Here is a 20,395-nt window from a genome sequence, read left to right on the forward strand (position 1 = left end):
TCCCCGGACTTGTCCCCAACCGCCCGGAGAAGCCGACAGCACATCGAATTGTGGACAAACCGGCATCTGATACAGTCGCTTTGCGGTGGCCGAGTTTTCCGCCCGGCTTATCCACATCGGCCCACAGCCTGGAATGTATCCTGTGAACAAACCGCAAAGCTTCTTTCATCTTCACCTGATTTCCGACGCGACCGGCGAAACGCTGCTGGCTGCCGGCCGCGCGGCTTCCGCGCAATACAAGGATGCGCGCGCCATCGAACATATCTATCCGCTCATTCGCACCGAAAAGCAGGTGACGAAGGTGTTCGAGGACATCGAAGAGGAGCCAGGCATCATCCTCTACACGGTGGTCGACCAGAAGCTTGCCCGCGGCATTGACGAACGCTGCGCGGCCATGGGCCTGCCTTGCGTCTCGGTGCTGGAACCGGTGCTGACGGTGTTCCAGTCCTATCTCGGCACGCCTGCCGGCCGACGCGTCGGTGCCCAGCATGTGCTGGACGCCGAATATTTCCGCCGCATCGACGCGCTCAACTTCACCATGGAGCATGATGATGGCCAGCTGCCGGCCAATATGGATGATGCCGACATCGTGCTCGTCGGCATCTCCCGCACCTCGAAGACGCCGACCAGCATCTATCTCGCCAATCGCGGCATCAAGACCGCCAACATCCCGATCGTGCTCGGCGTGCCGGTGCCCGAAAGCCTGGTCAATGCCACGCGGCCGCTGATCGTCGGCCTGGTCGCCACTGCCGAACGGATCTCGCAGGTGCGGCAGAACCGCATTCTCGGCACCAGCGCCTACGAACCGACCGACTATGTCGACCGTGCCGCGATCGCCGAAGAGCTTGCCTATGCCCGCCAGATATGCACGCGGCATGGCTGGCCGATGATCGACGTCAGCCGCCGTTCGATCGAGGAGACAGCGGCGGCCATCGTTGCCCTGCGCGGCAAGACGCGGTAGGGCATGTCGATATTCAGGTGATGCCGGCCTGCGAACGGCGGTTTCCTGCGCTTCCGGTACTCACGGACCCAAATGTCCGCTCCGTTCCGGTTCTCGGAACCCACCATTCTCGACTCGGCCTGACCTGAATCTCGACACACCCTAGTGAGCGCCAGGAAACGGGCGAAAAAAATGGCCGAAAAAATCATCCTTGCCTCGGGCAGCCCGTTCCGCAAGGCGCTGCTCGTCAATGCCGGCGTCACTGTCGAAGCGGTTCCGGCTTCTGTCGATGAGCGCGCGCTGGAGGCGCCGCTGCAGAATAGTGGCGTGTCGCCGGAGGACGTCGCCCTGGTGCTCGCCGAAGCCAAGGCCACCGAAGTCAGCGAGCGCAAGCCCGGCGCCCTGGTGCTCGGCTGCGACCAGACGCTGTCGCTCGGCGACGAGTTGTTCCACAAGCCGGCCGACATGGAAGGGGCGCGCCGTCATCTGCTGGCGCTGTCGGGCAAGACGCATCATCTCAACAGCGCCGTCGTGCTCGCCCGTGACGGCCAGGTTCTGTGGCGGCATGTCGGCATCGCCAGTCTGACCATGCGCAAGCTCGATCCGGCCTTCATCGGCCGCCATCTGGCGCGCGTCGGCGCCAAGGCGTTGTCCAGCGTCGGCGCCTACCAGATCGAAGGCGAAGGCATCCAGCTATTCGAAAAAATCGAAGGCGACTATTTTACCATTGTCGGCCTGCCACTCTTGCCGGTGCTGGCCAAGCTGCGTGAGTTCGGAGCGATCGATGGCTGAGGCCTCGAAAAAAGCCTTCGTCACCGGCCACCCGATCGCCCATTCCAGGTCTCCGAAGATCCACGGCCATTGGCTGGCGAAATACGGCATCGACGGTGTCTACGAGGCCATTGACGTTGCACCGGAGGCCTTTGCCGAATTCCTGCAGACGCTGCAGGCACAAGGCTATCGCGGCGGCAACGTCACCATCCCGCACAAGGAAGCCGCCTTCGCTTTGGCCGAGCGGCGTGACGCCGACGCCGAACAGATCGGTGCGGTCAATACGCTGTGGTTCGAGAATGGCGAATTGTGGGGCGGCAACACCGATGCCCATGGCTTTGCCGCCAATCTGGACGAATATGCACCGGGCTGGGCGGCCAACGGCCCCGCCGTGGTGCTCGGTGCCGGCGGCGCCGCTCGCGCGGTCATCCATGCGCTGAAGCAGCGCGGCATCAACGACATCCGCATCGTCAACCGGACGCTTGCGAGGGCGCAGGAGCTGCGCGACCGCTTCGGTGCCGGCGTCTCCGCCCATGGCATGGCGGCGACCGGCGAATTCCTCGAAGATGCCGGCCTGCTGGTCAACACGACAGCGCTCGGCATGCATGGCAATGAAGGCCTGTCCGCGGATCCGGGCAGACTGCCGGACCGCGCCATCGTCACCGACATCGTCTACGTACCGCTGGAGACGCCGCTGCTTGCCGCCGCCAAAGCGCGCGGCCTGAGAACCGTAGATGGGCTCGGCATGCTGCTGCACCAGGCGGCGCCCGGCTTCGAGCGCTGGTTCGGCATCAGGCCAGAAGTCACCGCCGAACTGCGGCAAATAGTTATTGCCGATATCGGCGCGATAAAATGATCGTGCTCGGCCTCACCGGATCGATCGGCATGGGCAAATCGACCACGGCCAAGATGTTTGCCGAGGCCGGCGTGCCGGTCCATGATTCCGACGAGGCTGTGCATCGCCTTTATGCCGGCAAGGCCGCGCCCTTGGTCGAGGCGGCCTTTCCCGGCACCACCAGATCCGGTGCAGTCGACCGCGCGGCACTGGCGGAGCGGGTGCTCGGCGACGCCCCCGCGCTGAAACGGCTGGAAGCGATCATCCATCCGCTGGTCCGTGCCGATGCCGATGCGTTCCTGGCTGAAAATCGTGCCGCCGGCGCGCCGCTTGCCGTGCTCGATATACCGCTGCTGTTCGAGACCGGCGGCGGGAACCGCGTCGACAAGGTCGTGGTCGTCACCGCGCCGCCTGAAGTTCAGCGCGCCCGCGTGCTGGCGCGTCCGGGCATGAACGAGGAGAAACTGGCGTCGATCCTGGCCAGGCAGGTTCCCGACGCCGAAAAGCGCCGGCGCGCCGACTTTGTCATCGACACCGGTCAGGGCTTTGACGCCGCTCGCGCAGCCGTCAAGGCCATCATCGCCGAACTAGTCGTGGATAAGGCAGCCAGGCCTGGTTAAGAGGCTTGCAGACCCACATTAGTTGTTGCCATTTTGTTCCTGGTGTGATTCCGCTAGAATGATGCCGGCACCAGTGGACTGATTCGATGCGTGAGATCATCTTCGATACGGAAACCACCGGCCTCGACACGCGCGAGGACCGCGTCATCGAGCTTGGCGGCGTCGAGTTGGTCAACCGTTTCCCGACCGGCCGAACCTTCCACAAATATATCAACCCGCAAGGCCGCCAGATCCATCACGAGGCGCAGGCCGTGCACGGCATCAGCGCCGCCGATCTCGTCGGCAAGCCGACTTTCATGGAGATCGCCGAGGAGTTTCTGACCTTCATCGACGGCGCCAAACTGGTCGCGCACAATGCCGGCTTCGACATCGGCTTCCTCAATCTCGAATTCGGCCGGCTTGGCCATCCGGCCATCGATCCGGGACGGATCGTCGACACGCTGGCGCTGGCGCGCCGCAAGCATCCGATGGGCCCCAATTCGCTCGACGCGCTCTGCCGCCGCTATGGCATCGACAACGGCCGCCGCACCAAGCACGGCGCGCTGCTCGATTCGGAATTGCTGGCCGAGGTCTATATCGAGCTCATCGGTGGCAAGCAGGCAAGCCTTATCCTCGACAGCATCCTGACTCCGACGGGCGGCAGGCAGAATGTCGAAGACATCGATATTTCGATCGGCGTCAGGCCGATCGCCTTGCCGTCGCGCCTGACCGACGCCGAGCGCACCGCGCACGCGGGCATGGTTGGCACATTGGGCGAAAAGGCGCTCTGGCTGCGCGTCGCCCAGGAAGCGAGTTCCGCGGCATAGTGATTTTGACCGGAGCGCTGTCCCGCCGACGTCTCAAACAAAAAACCCGGCGCAAGGCCGGGTTTGTCAAACGCTGGCGAGACAGCCGCGCTCAGCTCACCTTGACCTTGGCGGCAGCCTGGTCCTCTGCCAGCTTCTGCTGGAACATCTGCGCGAAATCGATCGGGTCCAGCATCAGGGGCGGGAAGCCGCCGTTGCGTGTTGCCTCGGCAATGATCTGCCGCGCGAACGGGAACAGCAGCCGCGGGCATTCGATGAACAGGATCGGCAGCATGTGCTCCTGCGGGAAGCCGCTGATGGCGAAGACGCCGCCATAGACCAGTTCGACATTGAACAGCACTTCCTGGTCGAACGACGCTTTGGCGTTCAGCGTCAAATTGACGTCGAACTGCTTGTCCGAAAGCGGATTGGCGTTGACGTTGACGTTGATGGCGATGCCGGGAGCCTTGTCGCGACCGCGCAGCGAGTTCGGTGCGCCGGGGCTTTCGAAGGACAGGTCCTTCACATATTGCGCAAGCACGTTGAGCGAAGGCTGCGCCGCATTTCCATTACCGTTGGCTGCGCCGGTCGGCGCGTCGTCGTTGCTGGCCATAAGCTGTGGTCCTTTTGCCTGGGCAGCGTTGCTGACCGGATTGAAATTCGGGCGTTCGCTATCATGGCCGGCCCGACAAGACAAGTTTGCAAAAGACGCTGATTGCTTTGCGGCTACTCGTCCTTGAGGCGGCGCCAGGGAGAATCCGGTCCGCGCGTATGGTCGTCGGCACGCGAATAGTCGCCGTCGTCGAGATCGATGACCTTGCCGCGTTGCCTTGCCCGCAAACCACTGCTGAGATCGGTGGCCAGCACGATGCGGCCTTTCAGCATCCGCCAGGCAAGATCGCGTACTGGCGGCAGGAAAAGCAGAATGCCGAAAATATCCGAGATGAAGCCGGGGATGATCAAAAGGATCGCGGCCAGCACGATCATGGCGCCATGCGCAAGCTGGCCGCTCGGATCACGCCCGGCGTCCATTTCGGCACGTACCCTGGCCATGACGCCAAAACCCTGGTGTCGAAGGAGCAAGGCGCCGGCGACGCTCGAGGCCAGCACCAGCCCGACCGTCGCCAGCGCGCCGATCTGGCGGCCGACAATGACGAAACCGGCTATCTCCAGCAGCGGAAGCGCGAGAATGAACAGGGGAAACAGCGAGATACGCAAATCTTGACCGATCGTTTCGATGTTTTGCCGGCCGGCGAGCAATCGCCACTGGCACCAGAGCTGTTAGATAGGTATGGCTGCCTTTGATTTGAATGATTGCGCCATGCGTTCTATATGCTTTGGATACCGAACGCTATGTGATCGCGGCCCCTGCTTGGCCGCTGGTCCGGCCAAAGCAGGGATTGATCGGCGCAAGATATGGGCTTCTTCGACTTCGGCACGATTTTCTTTCTGATTGCGGCGGTGGTGATCTTCTTCCAGCTGCGCAACGTGCTTGGCCGACGCACGGGCAACGAGCGCCCGCCCTTCGATCCATATACGGCAGCGCGCAAAAACGACAAGGATGCCGCCCAGAAACCCGAGAACGTGGTTTCGCTGCCGCGCAAGCGCCTGACAGGAGAGCCGGCGGCCGACACCTATGCGGCGATCGATGCCTTTGCCAAGCCCGACACCGATCTCAACCGGGGCCTGCGGGCGATCAAGGACAATGATCCGACGTTCGACCCGAAGACCTTCGTGGACGGCGCAAAGATGGCTTATGAGATGATCGTCATGGCCTACGCCGATGGCGACCGCAAAACCTTGAAGAACCTTTTGTCGCGCGAGGTCTATGACGGCTTCGTCGCGGCCATCGGCGACCGTGAGGCGAAAGCCGAAAAGATCCAGTCCTCCTTCGTCGGCATCGACAAGGCCGATATCGTTTCGGCCGAGATGAAGGGCAGCGAGGCGCACATCACGCTGCGCATTGTCAGCGAGCTGATTTCGGCGACCCGCGACAAGGCCGGCGCTGTCATCGACGGCGATCCCGAGACCGTCGCCGAGGTCAAGGATGTCTGGACCTTCGCCCGCGACACGCGCTCGCGCGATCCGAACTGGAAGCTCGTCGCCACCGAAGAAGAAGACTGAGCTGGACGGCGGCGGAGGCTGTCGTGTCGCTTTCTCGAGCCTTCAGCGAAAAATCCTTTTGCGAATTGCCGGGCTGGGGCGAGGACGACCATCTCCCTGCCTTTGACGCCTTTCGCCGCTCGGCCTTTCATATCCTGACCAAACCCTACCGCTCCGGCGCGCTCGGCGTCGACTACAATGGCTTTGCCGATGCCTATGCCGAAGCGCGTACCGTTTCGTCGCCGAATCGGTTGCAGGCACGAAGCTTTTTCGAGCGCCATTTCGTTCCGGCCCGTATCGATGCCGAAGATGGTGGTCCGGGCCTGGTAACCGGCTTTTATGAGCCGCAGGTCGAAGCCTCGCCGGTGCGCACGGAACGATTTTCGGTGCCGTTGCTGGCGCGCCCGGCCGACCTGGTCGACATCGACGACGGCAATCGTCCTTCCGGCTTGGATCCTTATCTCGCCTTCGCTCGTGCGGCGCCGAACGGCCCGGTCGAATATTTCGACCGCGGCGAGATCGAACGCGGCGCGCTTGCCGGAAAAGGGCTGGAAATCGCCTGGCTCGCCGACAAGGTCGACGCCTTCTTCATTCACGTGCAGGGCGCGGCACGGCTCAACATGACCGATGGCAGGCTTCGCCGCATCACCTATGCCGCCAAATCCGGCCAGCGCTTTACCGGACCGGGCAAGATCCTGAGCGAGGAAGGCGAGATCCCGCCGGAGAAGGTGACGATGCAATCGATCCGTGCCTGGTTCAAGGCGCATCCGGAGCGCGTCGACGAGACCCTGTGGCGCAACCGCTCCTATATCTTCTTCCGCGAGACGGGCGTCGACGACCGGGAGCTCGGCCCGATTGCTGCCGCCAAGGTGCCGTTGACGCCCGGCCGCTCGATCGCCGTCGACCGGCTGCTGCACACGTTCGGCACGCCCTTCCATATCGACGCGCCGTCGCTGACCGCCTTCGACGGAAAACCGTTCCGGCGGCTGATGATCGCGCAGGACACCGGTTCGGCGATCACCGGCCCGGCCCGCGGCGATCTGTTTGCCGGGTCGGGCGATGCGGCCGGCGAGATCGCCGGCGTTATCCGCAACGCCGCCGATTTTTATGCGCTGATCCCCCGGCCGCTGGTTTCAGGAGCAGGCCGATGACCCGGCGCATCGACAGGCTGAGCGAGGACGACCGGGTGCTGTGGAACCTGGTGGCGCGCACGGCAAAACCGCTGAAGGGCAGAACCGCCGTCGAAATTCCACACGTTGGGCCGGAGATCGACGAGACCAGGCAGGCGCCGCCGCCGGCACAGGGCGCGGGCAATCCTGCCGCGGCCCCAAAGCCGAAGGCGCAGCATGTCTCCCACGCACTCGACGAACCGACGCTGGACAAGCTGTCGAAGGGCCGGCTGCCGATCGAGGGCCGCGTCGACCTGCATGGCCTGACCCAGGACCAAGCCTATTCGCTGCTGTTTTCCTTCCTGTGCCGGGCGCATGCCGGCGGCATCCGTTACGTCCTGGTGATAACCGGCAAGGGCTCTTCGTCGGGCGGTGATGGCGTCTTGCGGCGCGCCGTGCCGTCATGGCTGTCGACACCCGCCTTCCGGCCCCTCGTCTCCAGCCACGACCATGCCGCCCGGAAACATGGCGGCTCGGGTGCGCTCTATGTCCGCCTGCGGCGGGCACGCTCATGAGGGCATGCCGATGAGGGACGCACCTATGAGGATGCATCCATGAAGGTGCGCTTGTGACCCCGTTCGGCGAAAAGCTTCGCGTGCTGCGAAACGAGCGCGGCGTCAGCCAGAAGGACATGGCCAAGGCGATCGGCGTCAGCGCAGCCTATCTCTCGGCGCTGGAACACGGCCGCCGCGGTGCGCCGAGCTGGACGCTGATCCAGAAGATCATCGGCTATTTCAACATCATTTGGGACGACGCCGAGGAACTGGCGCGGCTGGCCGAAACCTCGCATCCGCGCGTCAAGCTCGACACGTCGGGCCTTAGCCCGGCGGCGACCGAGCTTGCCAATCTCCTGGCCGACAACATTGAAAAGCTCGACGAAGCCGAGCTTCGCCAAATCATTGCGTCGATCCGCGCCGCGCTGGCACGGCCGAAATGAGTTGCCTTGTTACTGGACCGAGCCGACCAGAACCTGCTGGCCGCCGCGGATGGAGACCCAGCGGCCGGTATTGTCGATCGCCTGCCGCTTGAGGAAACGATAGCCGGTCTGGTCCCAGGGACGGACCTGGTCGGTCAGATTGTCAAGGATGTAGTCGCCCTTGTCGGTGCGCACCGTCAGCACGGCGTGGCCTTCGCCATCCGGCTTGCGCACGACGGTCATCAGCAGATCGGCAAACGAGACGCCCAGCCGGTTCAGCTCACGGCGCTTTTCCAGGACATAGTCCTCGCAATCGCCAACGCCCTTGTCGGGATAGGCCCAGACCTCATCCTTGCCGTAGATGTCGAAGTCGCTCTCCGGCTTGACGGCGGCGTTGACCTTTGCCGTGACGCTGAGCAGCTTGCGCCACAGCGAGCCGGTCAGGCTGGCGGGCGACAGATCCTTCGGGCGGATCGAGCATTCGGAGGCGTAGCTCTTGCAGAAATCATAATGGCCGATCGGCTGTGAGGTCGGGCCACCTGTTATCATCGGGCCGGCCGCCGAGGCCGAACTGGCCCAACCTGCCGCCACAGTAAGTCCGGCCAGCGCGCACAGGCGCAGCGTTCTCGCCATTGGTGAGGAAATCATTGTCCCCGCTTGTCCCTTGTTGTTAACGAAACGTTAAGGGGTATTTACAGTCCGTGTCAATTATGAGGATGGCTTGATTTTTGCGGCATGGTTACCCGCGTGGCGCCAACGCGACTATTGTGCAACAGGTCGGATGGACTAGACCGTTCCCAACCAGTAATTTTAGCGTTGGCCGACCTGATGCGAAGTCGCGGGCGCAGCATCATCGTCGATCGCCTATTTCTTGCCGGTCCGGACCAGTTTCGGCTTCACCGCAACACGGTTCTGACGGCCGTAGCTGGTGATGAAGTCGACGATGCGCGGCACGATTTCGGAACGGAAGCGCGAGCCGTTGAACACACCATAATGGCCGACCGCAGGCTGCATGTAATGGGCGTGCCTGTCGACCGGGATGTTGATGCACAGGTCGTGCGCGGCCTTGGTCTGGCCGAGGCCGGAGATGTCGTCGTTCTCGCCCTCGACCGTGAACAGGGCGACATTGCGGATCGCCGAAGGGTCGACCGCCACGCCGCGATGCGTCATCGTGCCCTTGGGCAAGGCCTGGCGGACAAACACGGTGTCGACGGTCTGCAGGTAGAATTCCGCCGTCAGATCCATCACCGCCAGATATTCGTCGTAGAACTCGCGGTGCTTCTCGGCATTGTCACCGTCATGCTTCACCAGATGCATGAAGAAGTCCTTGTGGGCGGTGATGTGGCGGTCGAGGTTCATGCTCATGAAACCCGAAAGCTGCAGGAAGCCGGGATAGACCTCGCGGCCGAAGCCCGGCACCGGCCAGGGCGCGCGCATGATGACGTTGTCGCGGAACCAGTCGATGCCCTTTTCCTGCGCCAGCAGATTGACCGCCGTCGGATTGCGGCGCGTGTCGATCGGCCCGCCCATCAGCGTCATCGTCGAGGGCACGAACGGATCACCCTTGGCTTCCATCAGTGCCGCCGCCGCCAGCACCGGCACCGAAGGCTGGCACACCGCCATCACATGGGTGTCGGGGCCCAGCGCATGCAGCATGTCGACGATGTAGTCGATGTAGTCGTCAAGATCGAAGCTGCCGTCGGCCAGCGGCACCATGCGGGCATCGACCCAGTCGGTGATATGCACGTCGGCATAGGGCAGCATCGCCTCCACCGTGCCGCGCAGCAGCGTCGCGTAGTGGCCCGACATCGGCGCGACGATCAACAGCTTCGGGTCCGGCCGGCGCCCGGCAGGAACCGCCCGCTCGAAACGAACCAGGTTGCAGAACGGCCGCGACCAGACCGTACGTTCGCTTACCTCGACGTTTTTCCAGTCGACCACGGTCTTGGTCAGGCCGAATTGCGGCTTGCCGTAGCGGCGCGTCGTGCGCTCGAACAGTTCGGCCGTTGCCGCAACCGAGCGGCCCCAGGACGTGTGTGAGACCGGATTGAGCGGATTGGAGTAGAACAGGCGCACCGCATCGGCATAGAGGCGCGCCGGCTGCAAGGCGGCGTGGTTCAGTTCGTAGAGCTGATAGAACATCGAGAACCCCGCTGCCGACTGCGATCGAAGGGCCGACGAGCAGCGCCGAGCCTTGAATGCTTTGCGGGGAAGTTAGCAACAATCTGCTGCGATGCAATACGTCAGTCTGCGTGATTTATGCTCGTTCTTTCGTCCAAGGCATTGAGAATCCGCCTGGAAGGGCAACAGCCGGCTCAATGTGCACCTGCGAAGTGCACCGGCGAAGGCCAGGCAAGGGCACGGCTATTGGGAAGATCGTTGGAGGCGGCGTCCGGCCGTGACGGCCGGACCGTTAGACCCGTGCCATGCAGACAGCGGTATGGCCCGAGCTGATGAAGCCAAGCTGACTGGCTGCGCCCTTCGACAGATCGAGCATCCGGCCCCTGATAAAGGGGCCGCGGTCGTTGATGCGCACGACGACGCTGCGCCCATTGTTGCGATTGGTCACCTTCAGCTTGGTGCCGAACGGCAGGCTGCGATGCGCTGCGGTCAGCGCCGACGGGTTCATGCGTTCGCCGGAAGCGGTTCTGGAATGCAGTGAGTACCAGGAGGCACGGCCGCACTGAGCGGCGGCGTTGGTGGCGGATGCGCCGACCGTCAGGCCGGCCGCAATCGTGGCCGCGACGAGCGCGGCCTGATAGCTTTTCTTCATGCTTGGGGTTAGCTCCGTTGACAGACCCAAGCCGTTAGGTTCCGAACAAGGCAGCAAATGCGGCAATGATCTGTCGGTTCCATGGCAATGTTACACGTTTGGAGTCGGCGCGAAACAATTTGTCAGAGACTTTCCGCAGCGAGGCGCAGCTTCTTTGATGATGTCTGCGCCGATCTCCGGGCGTCTTGCACAAGATCAGAGATTAGCATCCAAGTAGAAGTTGGTGTAATCGAGCGGCCTCTTTTCGCTGTTCCATTCCGGCTGGAACGCGGTTGATGATCGACTTGGAACGGAGTTCTAGCGATGAGATTGATCAAAAATCTGCTGGCCTTGATTGTGCTCGCCATCGGCGTGCTGTGGATGTTGCAAGGCATCGGCGTTATAGGCGGCAGCTTCATGACCGGCCAGTCGCAATGGCTCTATGTCGGCATCGTCACCGCGCTGGTCGGCTTGGCCGGCCTGGCCTGGGCGAACCGTTCACGCGTTTGAGCAGGGCGTCGATGCTCAGGCTCCTGCCAGAGCAGCGCACAGCGGACCCTGGCGGCCGGTCACCGCGACCAGTATTGCCAGCCCCAGTAGAAACTTTCGTCGCGCGGCGGCAGGCGGTTGCGCTCCGCGTCCAGATGCACCGGCGTTTTGCGTTCGCCGTCAGGCGGCTGTTTGTCCCCGGCCTTGATCAGGCGGAGCCAATGGCCGAAATGCGCAAACAGTACAGCGATGGAATGGGGCATTGTCGGTCACTCCCGCCCTGCCCACGGGACGAGCACCCGCTCGATCCTGCGGATGATGAATTCGAGCACGAAGGCAATGGCCGCGATCACCAGTATGCCCATCACCACCACGTCGGTGACGAGGAACTGGGCAGCGGACTGGATCATGAAACCGAGCCCGCGCGTCGCGGCCACCAGCTCGGCGGCGACCAGCGTCGACCAACCGGCGCCAAGCGCGATGCGCAGACCGGTCAGGATCGAGGGCAGCGCGCTGGGCAGGGTGACGTGCCTGATCACTTGGCGCTGCGTGGCGCCAAGCGAACGCGCTGCATTGATGCGTTCCTGCGAGACGCCGCGAACACCCGATGCCGTCGACAGCGCAACCGGTGCCAGCATGGCAACGGCAATCACCAGGATCTTGGACGGCTCGCCAATGCCGAACCAGATAATGATCAGCGGCAGATAGGCGAGCGGCGGGATCGGCCGCAGGAATTCGAGCAGCGGATCGAAGAGGCCACGCCCGATCGTGCTGACGCCGATCGCCAGCCCGATGGGAACGCCGACGACGATGGCGACGATCAGCGCTGCAAACACGCGCCACAGGCTGGCGGCGATATGCTGGAGCAGCGTCGCGTCGACAAAGCCGTCACGGGCGACGACGACAAATTTGTTCCAGACTGCCACAGGCGACGGCAGGAAAACCGGCGGCACCAATTGCAGGCGGGCCGATACCGTCCACACTGCCAGCACCATCAGAATGGTGATCGCGCTAACCACGCGGGCCGAAACGCGGCTGCGTCTCGGCCGCGGCCGCGACCATGGCACCGACAGCGCGTCGGCTCCGTCGTCGACCTTGGAGCGCCGCGGCCGCTCGGTATAGGAGGTAACGGTCATGCTGCCTCCCCTTCGAAGATCGCGTCGGTCAGCTCGCCGCGCGCCGCGGCGAAGGCGGGATCGGCCTTGATGCTGCGAATGGCCTCGCCGGCTGCATAGCGCCGGCTGAAACCGGCCTCGAAACTCCGCACCACCCGGCCAGGGCCGGGAGCGAGCACAATGATGCGGGTGGCGAGCACCAGCGCTTCGTCGATGCCGTGCGTGACCATCAGCACGCCGACCTGGCTTGCCGTCCACAGATCGAGCAGCGTTGTCTGCATGCGTTCGCGTGTCAGCGCATCGAGTGCGCCCAGCGGTTCGTCGAGCAGCAGGAATTGCGGCTCGGCTGCCAGCGCCCGGGCCAGGCCGACGCGCTGGCGCATGCCGCCGGAAAGCTCCCAGATGCGCTTGTCGCCGGCGCCGTCGAGCTTCACCAGCGCCAGAAGGTCGTCGGCAGTCCGCCCCCGTTCGGCAGCCCCGACACCACGCAGCCTGAGAGCAAAGGCGACATTTTCGCGCGCGGTCAGCCACGGAAACAGTGCGTCGTTCTGGAACACGACGGCGCGGTCCGAGCCTAGCGCCGTGATCGGCCTGCCGCCTATCGTGGCGCTGCCGCGCACAGGCTGGACCAGGCCCGCAGCGACGTTGAGCAGCGAGGTCTTGCCGCAGCCGGAGCGGCCGACCAGGACAACGAAGTCATCCTTGGCGATGTCAAGCGACACGCGTTCGACGGCCGGCGCCGGCTGGCCGTCATAATGAACCGAGACTTGGTCGAGCACGAGATGCGTCATGTGGGGTCGCCGATATTGTAAACCTGCCAGCCCCGAAGCCGTTCCTCGTCAGCGGCTCCGGGGCAGGCAACGCGCGTGTCAGGGAAGAGAGGACGCGCGTATTGAGCCGCCGCTAATTCGAGGCCAGCGCCTCGCCGACATATTTCGACGACACGTATTTCGAATAATCCGGCAAGACGGCATCAATCTTGCCCTGCTCCTTGAGGAAGGCCGATGTCGCCTCGACCGCCTTGACCGTGCCGCCACCGAGGAACTTGTCCGAGGCCTGCTCCTCGAGCGTCGGGAAGACATAGCCTCTCAGCAGTTGCGGCACGTCTTCGAGCTTGGCCCCGGTGATCCTGGCGATCTTGGCCGCTTGCGGCGAGGACACCGACCATTGATCCGGCTTGGCCAGGAAGTCGGCATAGGCAGCGCCCGTCACTTTGACGAAGTCGCGCACCGCTTCCGGGTTCCTTTCGGCGAAGTCGGTGCGCACGATCCAGGCGTCGAAGGTCGGCGCGCCCCAGGCTGCGACCTGCGAGGAATCCAGCACGACCTTGCCCGTCGTCTTGATCTGGCCGAGTGCCGGATCCCAGACATAGGCGGCGTCGATGTCGCCGCGCGCCCATGCCGCCGCGATCTCCGGTGGCCGCAGGTTGAGAATATCGACCGACTTCGGGTCGACACCCTCATGCTTCAGCGCGGCAAGCAGGCTGTAATGCGTCGTCGAAACGAAGGGCACCGCCACCTTCTTGCCGGCAAGGTCGGCGGCCTTCTCGATGCCGGCGCCATTGCGGGCGACAAGGGCCTCGGATTCGCCGATCAGCCCGACAATGAAGATTGTCTGGATGGGAAGCTCGCGGCTCGCCGCCGCCGCCAGCGGGCTCGAACCGACATAACCGATGTCTACCGAACCGGAAGCGATGGCGGCGATCACGTCGGCGCCGGAATCGAATTTCCGCCAGTCGATTGCCGCCTTGGTCGCGCTCTCATAGGCGCCGTCGGCCTGCGGCACCTTCGAGGGTTCGACGACTGTCTGGTAGCCGATAGTGATCTTGAGGTCCTGCGCATCGGCTGGGCCGAGAAAGACGGCACCTGCCAGAGCCGCCGAGGACAAGAGAACGATACGTCGCGAAATGGTGGACATGAAAGGCTCCTTGGAAACGAGAAAAACCCGGATTGCGTTTCAATAGTCACCTAACTCTATCGTTCTTGTAGAGTTAAATCCTTCCAATCGGCTCGGACTTGTTAGAAAAAGTCGTCTGGCTAGGGCAGTTGCCCATTCGCACGCTTCTGGGTGATGGCCCGGGTGAGAACCAGCGTCCTGCCCGGGAACCCCTTCCACGCCGTCCATGCCCACAACAAGGATTTTCCCGTTTTCGCCCTGCATCGGCAAACCCATGCCGCGAGTAGCCAAGAAATTGGCAACAAGTTCCCTGTGTTCGCGGTTAAGTCTAGTATCCTTATCGACATTGAAGGATTGGAGAGGACGATGAGCGACGCCACCCTCCTTGTTGCCGTGCGCGGCATGCTTTGGCCTTCAAATTCAGGGGCAGAAGCTGCCGTCGGTATCCTAGCCGATCGGGACATTCCTGCCGCCGGCCAGTTTGCCGGTGTGCCATTCGCGGCGGCTCCTGTGCTCGCAAGGGCACAAGCCCCAACCAAAATGGCCATTGCGGCTTGAAAACGAAGCAAAATCAACGTTTCTGAGCTTGTATATCATGTCACTAGAATTTATCTGTAGTGACAGCTTGGACGCGGCGGGGAGGCACGCCAGGCGTTTCGCAACCGGTGGCCTTGCGCCATCGCATGACAGAGAAACGTTCGGGTTATGCTCACGAAAAAAGGTAAATACGGCCTCAAGGCGCTCGTCCATCTGGCGCGCCTGCCGGTTGGACAGCTCGCCTTCGTCAACGACATCGCCACAGGAAACAATATTCCGAAGAAGTTCCTTGATGCCATTCTTGGCGAATTGCGCAATGCCGGGTTCGTCCAGAGCCGCAAGGGCAAGGACGGCGGCTATCGGCTGGCGCGCCCGGCGGACGAGATCAAGGTCGGGCACGTCGTGCGCGTGCTCGACGGACCGCTTGCCCCCATTCCCTGCGCCAGCCGCACCCAGTATCAGCGCTGCGAAGATTGCAACGAGGCGACATGCCAAGTCCGACACCTGATGCTGGAGGTCCGGCAGGCCATCGCCGAGGTGCTGGATCGGCGCAGTCTCGCCGAAATGCGCGACATCGTCGGCGACGAAGACTTTTCGGCGGCGTTGAAAATCCAGGCCTGAACCAATCTCTCCTGAGCCGGCGACGATCGCCAGCACAGCTGGTGTGCGTATGACCGGGCGCGCTACGCCAAATTCGATCATCATTGTCGGTGGCGGCGCCAGCGGCGTCGTGCTTGCGGCGCATCTGCTGAAGTCGCCCAATCCCGATCTCCGCGTCAGCCTGATCGAAAAACGCCCGCATTTTGGGCAAGGCATGGCCTATTCAACGCTGCTGTCGGCGCATGTGCTGAATGTCAGCGCGTCGGGCATGAGCGCCTATGCCGACGATCCCGGCAATTTCTCGCGCTGGCTGCTCGGACGCGGCCTGGCTACGCCAGAGCAGGCGCCGGTCTACGCGCCGCGCAGCGTCTATGCCCGCTATCTCAAGGAGCTGCTCGACGAGCTCGAGGCGCGTGAGCAGCACACGGGCCGGCTGCGCCTGATCCGCGAGGAGAGCCTGTCGATCTCGCCGACCGCGTCCGGCGTCGAAGTGGCGCTGGCCAACGGCACCAGCGTGGTTGCGCATCTTGCCGTGCTCGCCACCGGCCACGACGAAGAGCCGGGGGCCCAAGGCCATGCGATCAGGATGGGCTCGGAGGCCGACACTGCGCTTGACCCCGAAGCCCGAGTCCTGGTGCTGGGCACCGGCTTGAGCATGGTCGATGCCTTCCTGTCGCTCGAGCAGCGCGGCCACAGCGGCGAGATCGTCGCGGTGTCGCGGCGCGGCCTGCTGCCTTCGCCGCATCGCAAGGGCAATCCGATCAAGCTCGACGTTGCCGATATTCCGCTCGGCACCCAGCTTTCCTATTTCGTCGGCTGGTTCCGCGACCTGATTCGGGAAAACCAGAGGGCCGGCATCGACTGGCGCGACGTCGTCGACGGTCTGAGACCCTTCAACCAGAAGATCTGGCAGAACTGGCCGTCCTCGGCCAAGCGCCGCTTTGTCGAGCACACCAAGGCCTGGTGGGACATCCACCGCCATCGCATGGCGCCGGAAGTCTACGCTCGCGTTGCCGAGGCGGTGCAAGCGGGCCGCATCCGCCTTGTCGCCGGGCGCGTCGTCGAGATCGCCGGCGGCGACGGCTTCAGGGTACAGGTCCAGTCGCGCCACACGCAGCAGCTCGAAAGGTTCGACGTTGCTCGCATCTATGATTGCACAGGCATCGCCAGGGACATCTCGACCACCTCGAACAGCGTGGTACGGTCGCTGGTCGACCGTGGGCTGGCACGGCCGGATCCGCTGCGCCTCGGCCTCGACGTGACCGCGAACTGCGAGGTCATCGCCGGCGACGGCACGGTATCCGCCAAGATCCTCGCCGTCGGGCCACTGACGCGCGGCACCTTCTTCGAGATCGACGCCATTCCCGATATTCGTGTGCAGTGCGCGCGGCTGAGCAAGCGCTTGCTCGGATGAGGCTCCCTTTGTCTTGACGCAATTCGGATGCAAGACCGCCGCCGTCGGGTGAAAAGATCTCGACGGCATAACCGCGTTCGCTGAAGGCGAACCAAGGGTGCGGGAGCTCGCTCCACCAGAGCCAAGCCCGTGGTGGTCGAGACAGCTAAGCGATTACGCCACGTTTCGGCCGTCTTGCATTGACCGGATTGGTGTCGCGCAGGCTCGTCTTAGGTCTCCTCCATGGATTTTGTAGTCGGCGAGGCCATAAGCCCCGACCCTGGCCAGATGGCCGGGCAAATTCTGCTTTCGTCGTCACTGTGCCTTGCCTACCATGGCGCATGACCCAACACGGAAGACTCTACGGCTGTCCGGTCGAGTTCGCGCTCGACGCGCTCGGCGGCAAATGGAAGACGGTGATCCTGGCGCGCATCAAGGAACAGCCGATGCGCTATTCCGAACTGCGCCGGCTGATCCCTTCGCTTTCCGACAAGATGCTGAAGACCTCGTCAGCCTCTCGGTCTATATCGCCGGCGACCTGGACATAGGGCCGGCCTTCGGCGCCTGGATGGCCTTCTGGGCAAACCGTGGCGCGCCGCCGATCATCAAGGTGCTGCGCGTCGCCGGCCTCGGCAATCCGGATTTTCTGATCGAGATCGAAGCCCAGGCCGCGATCGCCTGAACCCTAAGCAGGTTCTGCAAATCTTTTGCCTTGCCTGGAGCCGGCGAAGCTTTCGCGAAATTCCATTCCCCTGCTGGCGGCCGGATTGGCACGATCTATCTTCTTTCCAACTGCAAACGGCTGGAAAAGACGGTAGGTTGCCGTCTTCCAGGGCGGTTGCTCATTCTGGCAACGGAGCATCTGATATGAGCAAGCACAAGATCGTGGCACAGGACGATGCGTCGTCCCGCCTGCGCCCGCCCTATGCCTCGGTTCTCGACCTGATCGGGCAGACGCCGATCGTCGAGCTGACCAAATTCGACATCGGCAAGTGCCGGCTGTTCATCAAGCTCGAAAGCCAGAATCCCGGCGGCTCGATCAAGGACCGCATCGCGCTGTCGATGATTGCCGCCGCCGAAAAACAGGGCAAACTGAAACGCGGCGGGACGATCGTCGAGGCGACCGCCGGCAACACCGGTCTTGGTCTCGCCCAGGTCGGCATCCCCAAGGGCTACCACATCATCCTTGTCGTGCCTGACAAGATGTCGCGCGAAAAGATCCAGCATTTGCGGGCGCTCGGCGCTGAAGTGCGCATGACGCGTTCCGATGTCGGCAAGGGCCATGCCGAATATTATCAGGACATGGCCGAAAAGATCGCCGCCGAGCTGCCCGGCGCCTTCTATGCCAACCAGTTTGCCAACCCGGCCAATCCGCATGCCCACGAGACCACGACCGGGCCGGAGATATTTCAGCAGCTCGAAGGCGATGTCGATGCGGTGGTCGTCGGCGTCGGCTCCGGCGGCACGCTGACCGGGCTCGGCCGCTATTTTGCGAAAGTCTCGCCGAAGACCGAAATGGTGCTCGCCGATCCGGTCGGCTCGGTGCTGGCGCCGCTGATCAAGACCGGCAAGATGGTAGAGGCCGGAAGCTGGACCGTCGAAGGCATCGGCGAGGATTTCGTGCCGCCCAATGCCGATCTGTCGCTGGTCAGGAAGGCCTATTCCATCCCCGACAAGCAGAGCATGCTTGCGGTGCGCGACCTGCTTTCGAAGGAAGGCATTCTCGCCGGCTCGTCGTCGGGCACGCTGCTTTCGGCAGCACTCCGCTATTGCCGCGAGCAGACCGTGCCGAAGCGCGTCGTCACCTTCGTCTGCGACAGCGGCAACAAGTACCTGTCGAAAGTCTTCGACGATTTCTGGCTGGCTGAGCAGGGCCTTGCCGAGCAGGAGCAGCATGGCGACCTGCGCGACCTGGTGATGCGCACGCTCCGCACCGGCGATGTCGTGTCCGTCGGCCCCGACGAAAGCCTGCTCAACGCCTATGGCCGCATGCGCCGCTCGGATGTCTCGCAACTGCCGGTGCTGGACGAGGGCAAGCTCGTCGGCATCATCGACGAAAGCGATATCCTGGCCAAGGTCGAAGGCCCCTATGACAGCCGCTGGGACCGCTTCAAGGCTCCGGTTAGGACGGCGATGACCACCAATCTGCACACGCTGCAGGCCAGCCAGACGCTGGACGCGCTGCTGCCGGTGTTCGACCGCAACGAGGTCGCCATCGTCTTCGACGGCGACGAGTTCATTGGCCTGATAACCCGCATCGACCTGATCAACCATCTGAGGCGCGCCCGATGACCATAAAAGCCACTGTATCGGGCAAGAACCGCCTCGCCTTCTCGACCCGCACCATCCATGGCGGCCAGAGCCACGACCCGACGACGGGCGCGGTGATGGTACCGATCTACGCCACCTCGACCTATGGCCAGCAGAGCCCGGGCGTGCACAAGGGCTTTGAGTATGCCCGCAGCCAGAACCCGACCCGCTTTGCTTTCGAGCGCGCTGTGGCCGACCTCGAAAGCGGCACAGCCGCCTTCGCCTTCGCTTCGGGGCTGGCGGCGATCGCCACGGTGTTTGAACTGCTCGATTCAGGCGCGCATATCGTCGCCACCGACGACATTTATGGCGGCACGTTCCGATTGCTCGAGCGGGTGCGCAAGCGCTCGGCCAATTTGCAGGTCGACTTCGTCGACTTCACCGATCTTGCCGCGGTCGAAGCCGCGATTCGCCCCGAGACCAAAATGCTCTGGGTCGAGACGCCGACCAATCCGCTGCTGCGTGTCGTCGATCTGGAAGCGGTCGCAGCACTGGCCAGGCGCAAAGGCGTGCTTTCGGTCGCCGACAACACCTTCTGCAGCCCCTATCTGCAGCGGCCGCTGGAGCTCGGCATCGACATATCAGTGCATTCGACTACCAAATACCTCAATGGCCATTCCGACATGGTCGGCGGGGTCGCCGTGGTCGGCGACAACAAGGATCTCGCCGACCGGCTGAAATTCCTGCAGAACGCCATCGGTGCCATTTCCGGGCCGTTCGACAGTTTCCTGGCGCTGCGCGGCTTGAAGACGCTGGCGCTCAGGATGGAGCGCCATTCGTCCAACGGCCAGAAGATCGCGCACTGGCTGGAAAGCCGCCCCGACATCCGTCGTGTCATCTATCCCGGCCTGCCCAGCCATCCGCAGCACGCCATCGCCAGGCGGCAGATGCACGCCTTCGGCGGCATGATCACGGTCGAGCTCGACCGCGACCTCGCCGGCACCAAGCGCTTCCTCGAACACACGCAACTGTTCACGCTGGCCGAAAGCCTCGGCGGCGTCGAAAGCCTGATCGAGCACCCGGCGCTGATGACGCACGGCTCGATCCCGGCGAAAAAACGCGCCGCGATCGGGATATCCGATTCGCTGGTGCGCTTATCGGCCGGGATCGAGGATGGTGATGATCTGATTGCGGATCTGGATCAGGCGCTGGCGAGTTGAGCCC

At 63.4% G+C, this 20,395-nt stretch carries 25 protein-coding genes; 16 read left to right on the plus strand and 9 right to left on the minus strand.

The window, feature by feature from the left end:
- Positions 1-142: 142 nt before the first annotated feature.
- The 5 genes from NKH83_RS07485 to dnaQ all read left to right on the plus strand — a co-directional run bounded on the left by NKH83_RS07485 (position 143) and on the right by dnaQ (position 3,972).
- Positions 143-961, plus strand: coding sequence for a pyruvate, water dikinase regulatory protein (locus NKH83_RS07485; RefSeq protein WP_254817949.1), 819 nt, complete (start codon positions 143-145; stop codon positions 959-961).
- A 171-nt stretch (positions 962-1,132) separates the two neighbouring features.
- On the plus strand, positions 1,133-1,732 hold the full coding sequence (locus NKH83_RS07490) for a Maf-like protein (RefSeq protein WP_352648580.1): 600 nt from the start codon (positions 1,133-1,135) through the stop codon (positions 1,730-1,732).
- Complete coding sequence (locus NKH83_RS07495) at positions 1,725-2,567, plus strand: shikimate dehydrogenase (protein ID WP_352802962.1); 843 nt, start codon at positions 1,725-1,727, stop codon at positions 2,565-2,567. The genes NKH83_RS07490 and NKH83_RS07495 overlap by 8 nt, the downstream gene beginning before the upstream one ends.
- Positions 2,564-3,166 carry a dephospho-CoA kinase gene (gene coaE / locus NKH83_RS07500; protein ID WP_352802965.1) on the plus strand — a complete coding sequence of 201 codons (603 nt, stop codon included), beginning with the start codon at positions 2,564-2,566 and terminating at the stop codon, positions 3,164-3,166. The genes NKH83_RS07495 and coaE overlap by 4 nt, the downstream gene beginning before the upstream one ends.
- Before the next feature lie 86 nt (positions 3,167-3,252).
- Entirely contained in the window at positions 3,253-3,972 is a 720-nt protein-coding gene (gene dnaQ, locus NKH83_RS07505; protein ID WP_254817953.1) for a DNA polymerase III subunit epsilon, read from the plus strand.
- A gap of 91 nt (positions 3,973-4,063) precedes the next feature.
- On the opposite strand, the gene secB is transcribed toward dnaQ, so the two are convergent.
- Both secB and NKH83_RS07515 read right to left on the minus strand, forming a co-directional pair.
- Positions 4,064-4,564: a protein-export chaperone SecB gene (gene secB / locus NKH83_RS07510; RefSeq protein WP_254817954.1), complete on the minus strand. Its 501-nt coding sequence runs from the start codon at positions 4,562-4,564 to the stop codon at positions 4,064-4,066.
- Positions 4,565-4,677: 113 nt separating this feature from the next.
- Entirely contained in the window at positions 4,678-5,169 is a 492-nt protein-coding gene (locus NKH83_RS07515; RefSeq protein ID WP_352802967.1) for an FxsA family protein, read from the minus strand.
- A gap of 198 nt (positions 5,170-5,367) precedes the next feature.
- On the opposite strand from NKH83_RS07515, the gene NKH83_RS07520 reads away from it, so the two are divergent.
- From NKH83_RS07520 to NKH83_RS07535, 4 genes are read left to right on the plus strand one after another with little or no spacing between them, the layout of a single operon-like run.
- On the plus strand, positions 5,368-6,075 hold the full coding sequence (locus tag NKH83_RS07520; RefSeq protein ID WP_254817956.1) for a Tim44/TimA family putative adaptor protein: 708 nt from the start codon (positions 5,368-5,370) through the stop codon (positions 6,073-6,075).
- Between the two features lie 23 nt (positions 6,076-6,098).
- Complete coding sequence (mltA, locus tag NKH83_RS07525) at positions 6,099-7,205, plus strand: murein transglycosylase A (RefSeq protein ID WP_352802970.1); 1,107 nt, start codon at positions 6,099-6,101, stop codon at positions 7,203-7,205.
- Positions 7,202-7,738, plus strand: a complete 537-nt coding sequence (locus tag NKH83_RS07530; protein ID WP_352802261.1) for a Smr/MutS family protein — start codon at positions 7,202-7,204, stop codon at positions 7,736-7,738. Before mltA ends, NKH83_RS07530 begins: the two co-directional genes overlap by 4 nt.
- Before the next feature lie 53 nt (positions 7,739-7,791).
- On the plus strand, positions 7,792-8,160 hold the full coding sequence (locus NKH83_RS07535; RefSeq protein WP_352701169.1) for a helix-turn-helix domain-containing protein: 369 nt from the start codon (positions 7,792-7,794) through the stop codon (positions 8,158-8,160).
- Positions 8,161-8,169: 9 nt separating this feature from the next.
- On the opposite strand, the gene NKH83_RS07540 is transcribed toward NKH83_RS07535, so the two are convergent.
- From NKH83_RS07540 to NKH83_RS07550, 3 genes are all read right to left on the minus strand, one after another.
- Positions 8,170-8,787 carry a transglutaminase-like cysteine peptidase gene (locus tag NKH83_RS07540; RefSeq protein ID WP_352476804.1) on the minus strand — a complete coding sequence of 206 codons (618 nt, stop codon included), beginning with the start codon at positions 8,785-8,787 and terminating at the stop codon, positions 8,170-8,172.
- Positions 8,788-9,003: 216 nt separating this feature from the next.
- The gene (locus NKH83_RS07545; RefSeq protein ID WP_352802974.1) at positions 9,004-10,281 is read right to left on the minus strand and encodes a polyhydroxyalkanoate depolymerase; all 1,278 of its coding nucleotides are present in this window, start codon (positions 10,279-10,281) and stop codon (positions 9,004-9,006) included.
- 271 nt (positions 10,282-10,552) lie between these two features.
- Positions 10,553-10,912 carry a septal ring lytic transglycosylase RlpA family protein gene (locus tag NKH83_RS07550; RefSeq protein WP_254817962.1) on the minus strand — a complete coding sequence of 120 codons (360 nt, stop codon included), beginning with the start codon at positions 10,910-10,912 and terminating at the stop codon, positions 10,553-10,555.
- 303 nt (positions 10,913-11,215) lie between these two features.
- Between NKH83_RS07550 and NKH83_RS07555 the strand changes: the two genes are divergently transcribed.
- Positions 11,216-11,401, plus strand: a complete 186-nt coding sequence (locus NKH83_RS07555) for a hypothetical protein (RefSeq protein WP_352802977.1) — start codon at positions 11,216-11,218, stop codon at positions 11,399-11,401.
- Between the two features lie 59 nt (positions 11,402-11,460).
- Here the strand turns inward: NKH83_RS07555 and NKH83_RS07560 are convergent, their stop codons facing one another.
- The 4 genes from NKH83_RS07560 to tauA all read right to left on the minus strand — a co-directional run bounded on the left by NKH83_RS07560 (position 11,461) and on the right by tauA (position 14,412).
- The gene (locus NKH83_RS07560) at positions 11,461-11,643 is read right to left on the minus strand and encodes a hypothetical protein (protein ID WP_254817964.1); all 183 of its coding nucleotides are present in this window, start codon (positions 11,641-11,643) and stop codon (positions 11,461-11,463) included.
- 6 nt (positions 11,644-11,649) lie between these two features.
- Positions 11,650-12,516, minus strand: coding sequence for an ABC transporter permease subunit (locus NKH83_RS07565; RefSeq protein ID WP_352476809.1), 867 nt, complete (start codon positions 12,514-12,516; stop codon positions 11,650-11,652).
- A complete protein-coding gene (locus tag NKH83_RS07570) occupies positions 12,513-13,286 on the minus strand; it encodes a taurine ABC transporter ATP-binding protein (RefSeq protein WP_352802980.1) in 774 nt (257 codons plus the stop codon). Before NKH83_RS07570 ends, NKH83_RS07565 begins: the two co-directional genes overlap by 4 nt.
- Before the next feature lie 112 nt (positions 13,287-13,398).
- Positions 13,399-14,412 carry a taurine ABC transporter substrate-binding protein gene (gene tauA / locus NKH83_RS07575; RefSeq protein ID WP_254817967.1) on the minus strand — a complete coding sequence of 338 codons (1,014 nt, stop codon included), beginning with the start codon at positions 14,410-14,412 and terminating at the stop codon, positions 13,399-13,401.
- Between the two features lie 162 nt (positions 14,413-14,574).
- Between tauA and NKH83_RS07580 the strand changes: the two genes are divergently transcribed.
- The 6 genes from NKH83_RS07580 to NKH83_RS07605 all read left to right on the plus strand — a co-directional run bounded on the left by NKH83_RS07580 (position 14,575) and on the right by NKH83_RS07605 (position 20,391).
- The gene (locus tag NKH83_RS07580) at positions 14,575-14,949 is read left to right on the plus strand and encodes a hypothetical protein (protein WP_352802983.1); all 375 of its coding nucleotides are present in this window, start codon (positions 14,575-14,577) and stop codon (positions 14,947-14,949) included.
- Positions 14,950-15,096: 147 nt separating this feature from the next.
- Positions 15,097-15,549 carry an RrF2 family transcriptional regulator gene (locus NKH83_RS07585; protein ID WP_352802269.1) on the plus strand — a complete coding sequence of 151 codons (453 nt, stop codon included), beginning with the start codon at positions 15,097-15,099 and terminating at the stop codon, positions 15,547-15,549.
- A 49-nt stretch (positions 15,550-15,598) separates the two neighbouring features.
- Positions 15,599-16,942: an FAD/NAD(P)-binding protein gene (locus NKH83_RS07590; protein WP_352802986.1), complete on the plus strand. Its 1,344-nt coding sequence runs from the start codon at positions 15,599-15,601 to the stop codon at positions 16,940-16,942.
- 320 nt (positions 16,943-17,262) lie between these two features.
- Positions 17,263-17,469, plus strand: a complete 207-nt coding sequence (locus tag NKH83_RS07595; RefSeq protein ID WP_352701159.1) for a winged helix-turn-helix transcriptional regulator — start codon at positions 17,263-17,265, stop codon at positions 17,467-17,469.
- 319 nt (positions 17,470-17,788) lie between these two features.
- The gene (locus NKH83_RS07600; RefSeq protein WP_352802271.1) at positions 17,789-19,213 is read left to right on the plus strand and encodes a pyridoxal-phosphate dependent enzyme; all 1,425 of its coding nucleotides are present in this window, start codon (positions 17,789-17,791) and stop codon (positions 19,211-19,213) included.
- Complete coding sequence (locus NKH83_RS07605; RefSeq protein ID WP_352802991.1) at positions 19,210-20,391, plus strand: cystathionine gamma-synthase; 1,182 nt, start codon at positions 19,210-19,212, stop codon at positions 20,389-20,391. The genes NKH83_RS07600 and NKH83_RS07605 overlap by 4 nt, the downstream gene beginning before the upstream one ends.
- Positions 20,392-20,395 lie beyond the last annotated feature (4 nt).

Source organism: Mesorhizobium sp. M0909, assembly GCF_040319515.1.
Taxonomy (GTDB): domain Bacteria; phylum Pseudomonadota; class Alphaproteobacteria; order Rhizobiales; family Rhizobiaceae; genus Mesorhizobium.

Excerpts from the sequence above, each read along its gene's own strand:
- NKH83_RS07490 (WP_352648580.1), top strand. The coding sequence starts at position 1,133 with ATGGCCGAAAAAATCATCCTTGCCTCGGGCAGCCCGTTCCGCAAGGCG.
- NKH83_RS07495 (WP_352802962.1), top strand. The coding sequence starts at position 1,725 with ATGGCTGAGGCCTCGAAAAAAGCCTTCGTCACCGGCCACCCGATCGCC.
- coaE (WP_352802965.1), top strand. The coding sequence starts at position 2,564 with ATGATCGTGCTCGGCCTCACCGGATCGATCGGCATGGGCAAATCGACC.
- dnaQ (WP_254817953.1), top strand. The coding sequence starts at position 3,253 with ATGCGTGAGATCATCTTCGATACGGAAACCACCGGCCTCGACACGCGC.
- secB (WP_254817954.1), bottom strand. The coding sequence starts at position 4,564 with ATGGCCAGCAACGACGACGCGCCGACCGGCGCAGCCAACGGTAATGGA.
- NKH83_RS07520 (WP_254817956.1), top strand. The coding sequence starts at position 5,368 with ATGGGCTTCTTCGACTTCGGCACGATTTTCTTTCTGATTGCGGCGGTG.
- NKH83_RS07530 (WP_352802261.1), top strand. The coding sequence starts at position 7,202 with ATGACCCGGCGCATCGACAGGCTGAGCGAGGACGACCGGGTGCTGTGG.
- NKH83_RS07540 (WP_352476804.1), bottom strand. The coding sequence starts at position 8,787 with ATGATTTCCTCACCAATGGCGAGAACGCTGCGCCTGTGCGCGCTGGCC.
- NKH83_RS07545 (WP_352802974.1), bottom strand. The coding sequence starts at position 10,281 with ATGTTCTATCAGCTCTACGAACTGAACCACGCCGCCTTGCAGCCGGCG.
- NKH83_RS07550 (WP_254817962.1), bottom strand. The coding sequence starts at position 10,912 with ATGAAGAAAAGCTATCAGGCCGCGCTCGTCGCGGCCACGATTGCGGCC.
- NKH83_RS07555 (WP_352802977.1), top strand. The coding sequence starts at position 11,216 with ATGAGATTGATCAAAAATCTGCTGGCCTTGATTGTGCTCGCCATCGGC.
- NKH83_RS07560 (WP_254817964.1), bottom strand. The coding sequence starts at position 11,643 with ATGCCCCATTCCATCGCTGTACTGTTTGCGCATTTCGGCCATTGGCTC.
- NKH83_RS07565 (WP_352476809.1), bottom strand. The coding sequence starts at position 12,516 with ATGACCGTTACCTCCTATACCGAGCGGCCGCGGCGCTCCAAGGTCGAC.
- NKH83_RS07570 (WP_352802980.1), bottom strand. The coding sequence starts at position 13,286 with ATGACGCATCTCGTGCTCGACCAAGTCTCGGTTCATTATGACGGCCAG.
- tauA (WP_254817967.1), bottom strand. The coding sequence starts at position 14,412 with ATGTCCACCATTTCGCGACGTATCGTTCTCTTGTCCTCGGCGGCTCTG.
- NKH83_RS07585 (WP_352802269.1), top strand. The coding sequence starts at position 15,097 with ATGCTCACGAAAAAAGGTAAATACGGCCTCAAGGCGCTCGTCCATCTG.
- NKH83_RS07590 (WP_352802986.1), top strand. The coding sequence starts at position 15,599 with ATGACCGGGCGCGCTACGCCAAATTCGATCATCATTGTCGGTGGCGGC.
- NKH83_RS07595 (WP_352701159.1), top strand. The coding sequence starts at position 17,263 with ATGACCCAACACGGAAGACTCTACGGCTGTCCGGTCGAGTTCGCGCTC.
- NKH83_RS07600 (WP_352802271.1), top strand. The coding sequence starts at position 17,789 with ATGAGCAAGCACAAGATCGTGGCACAGGACGATGCGTCGTCCCGCCTG.
- NKH83_RS07605 (WP_352802991.1), top strand. The coding sequence starts at position 19,210 with ATGACCATAAAAGCCACTGTATCGGGCAAGAACCGCCTCGCCTTCTCG.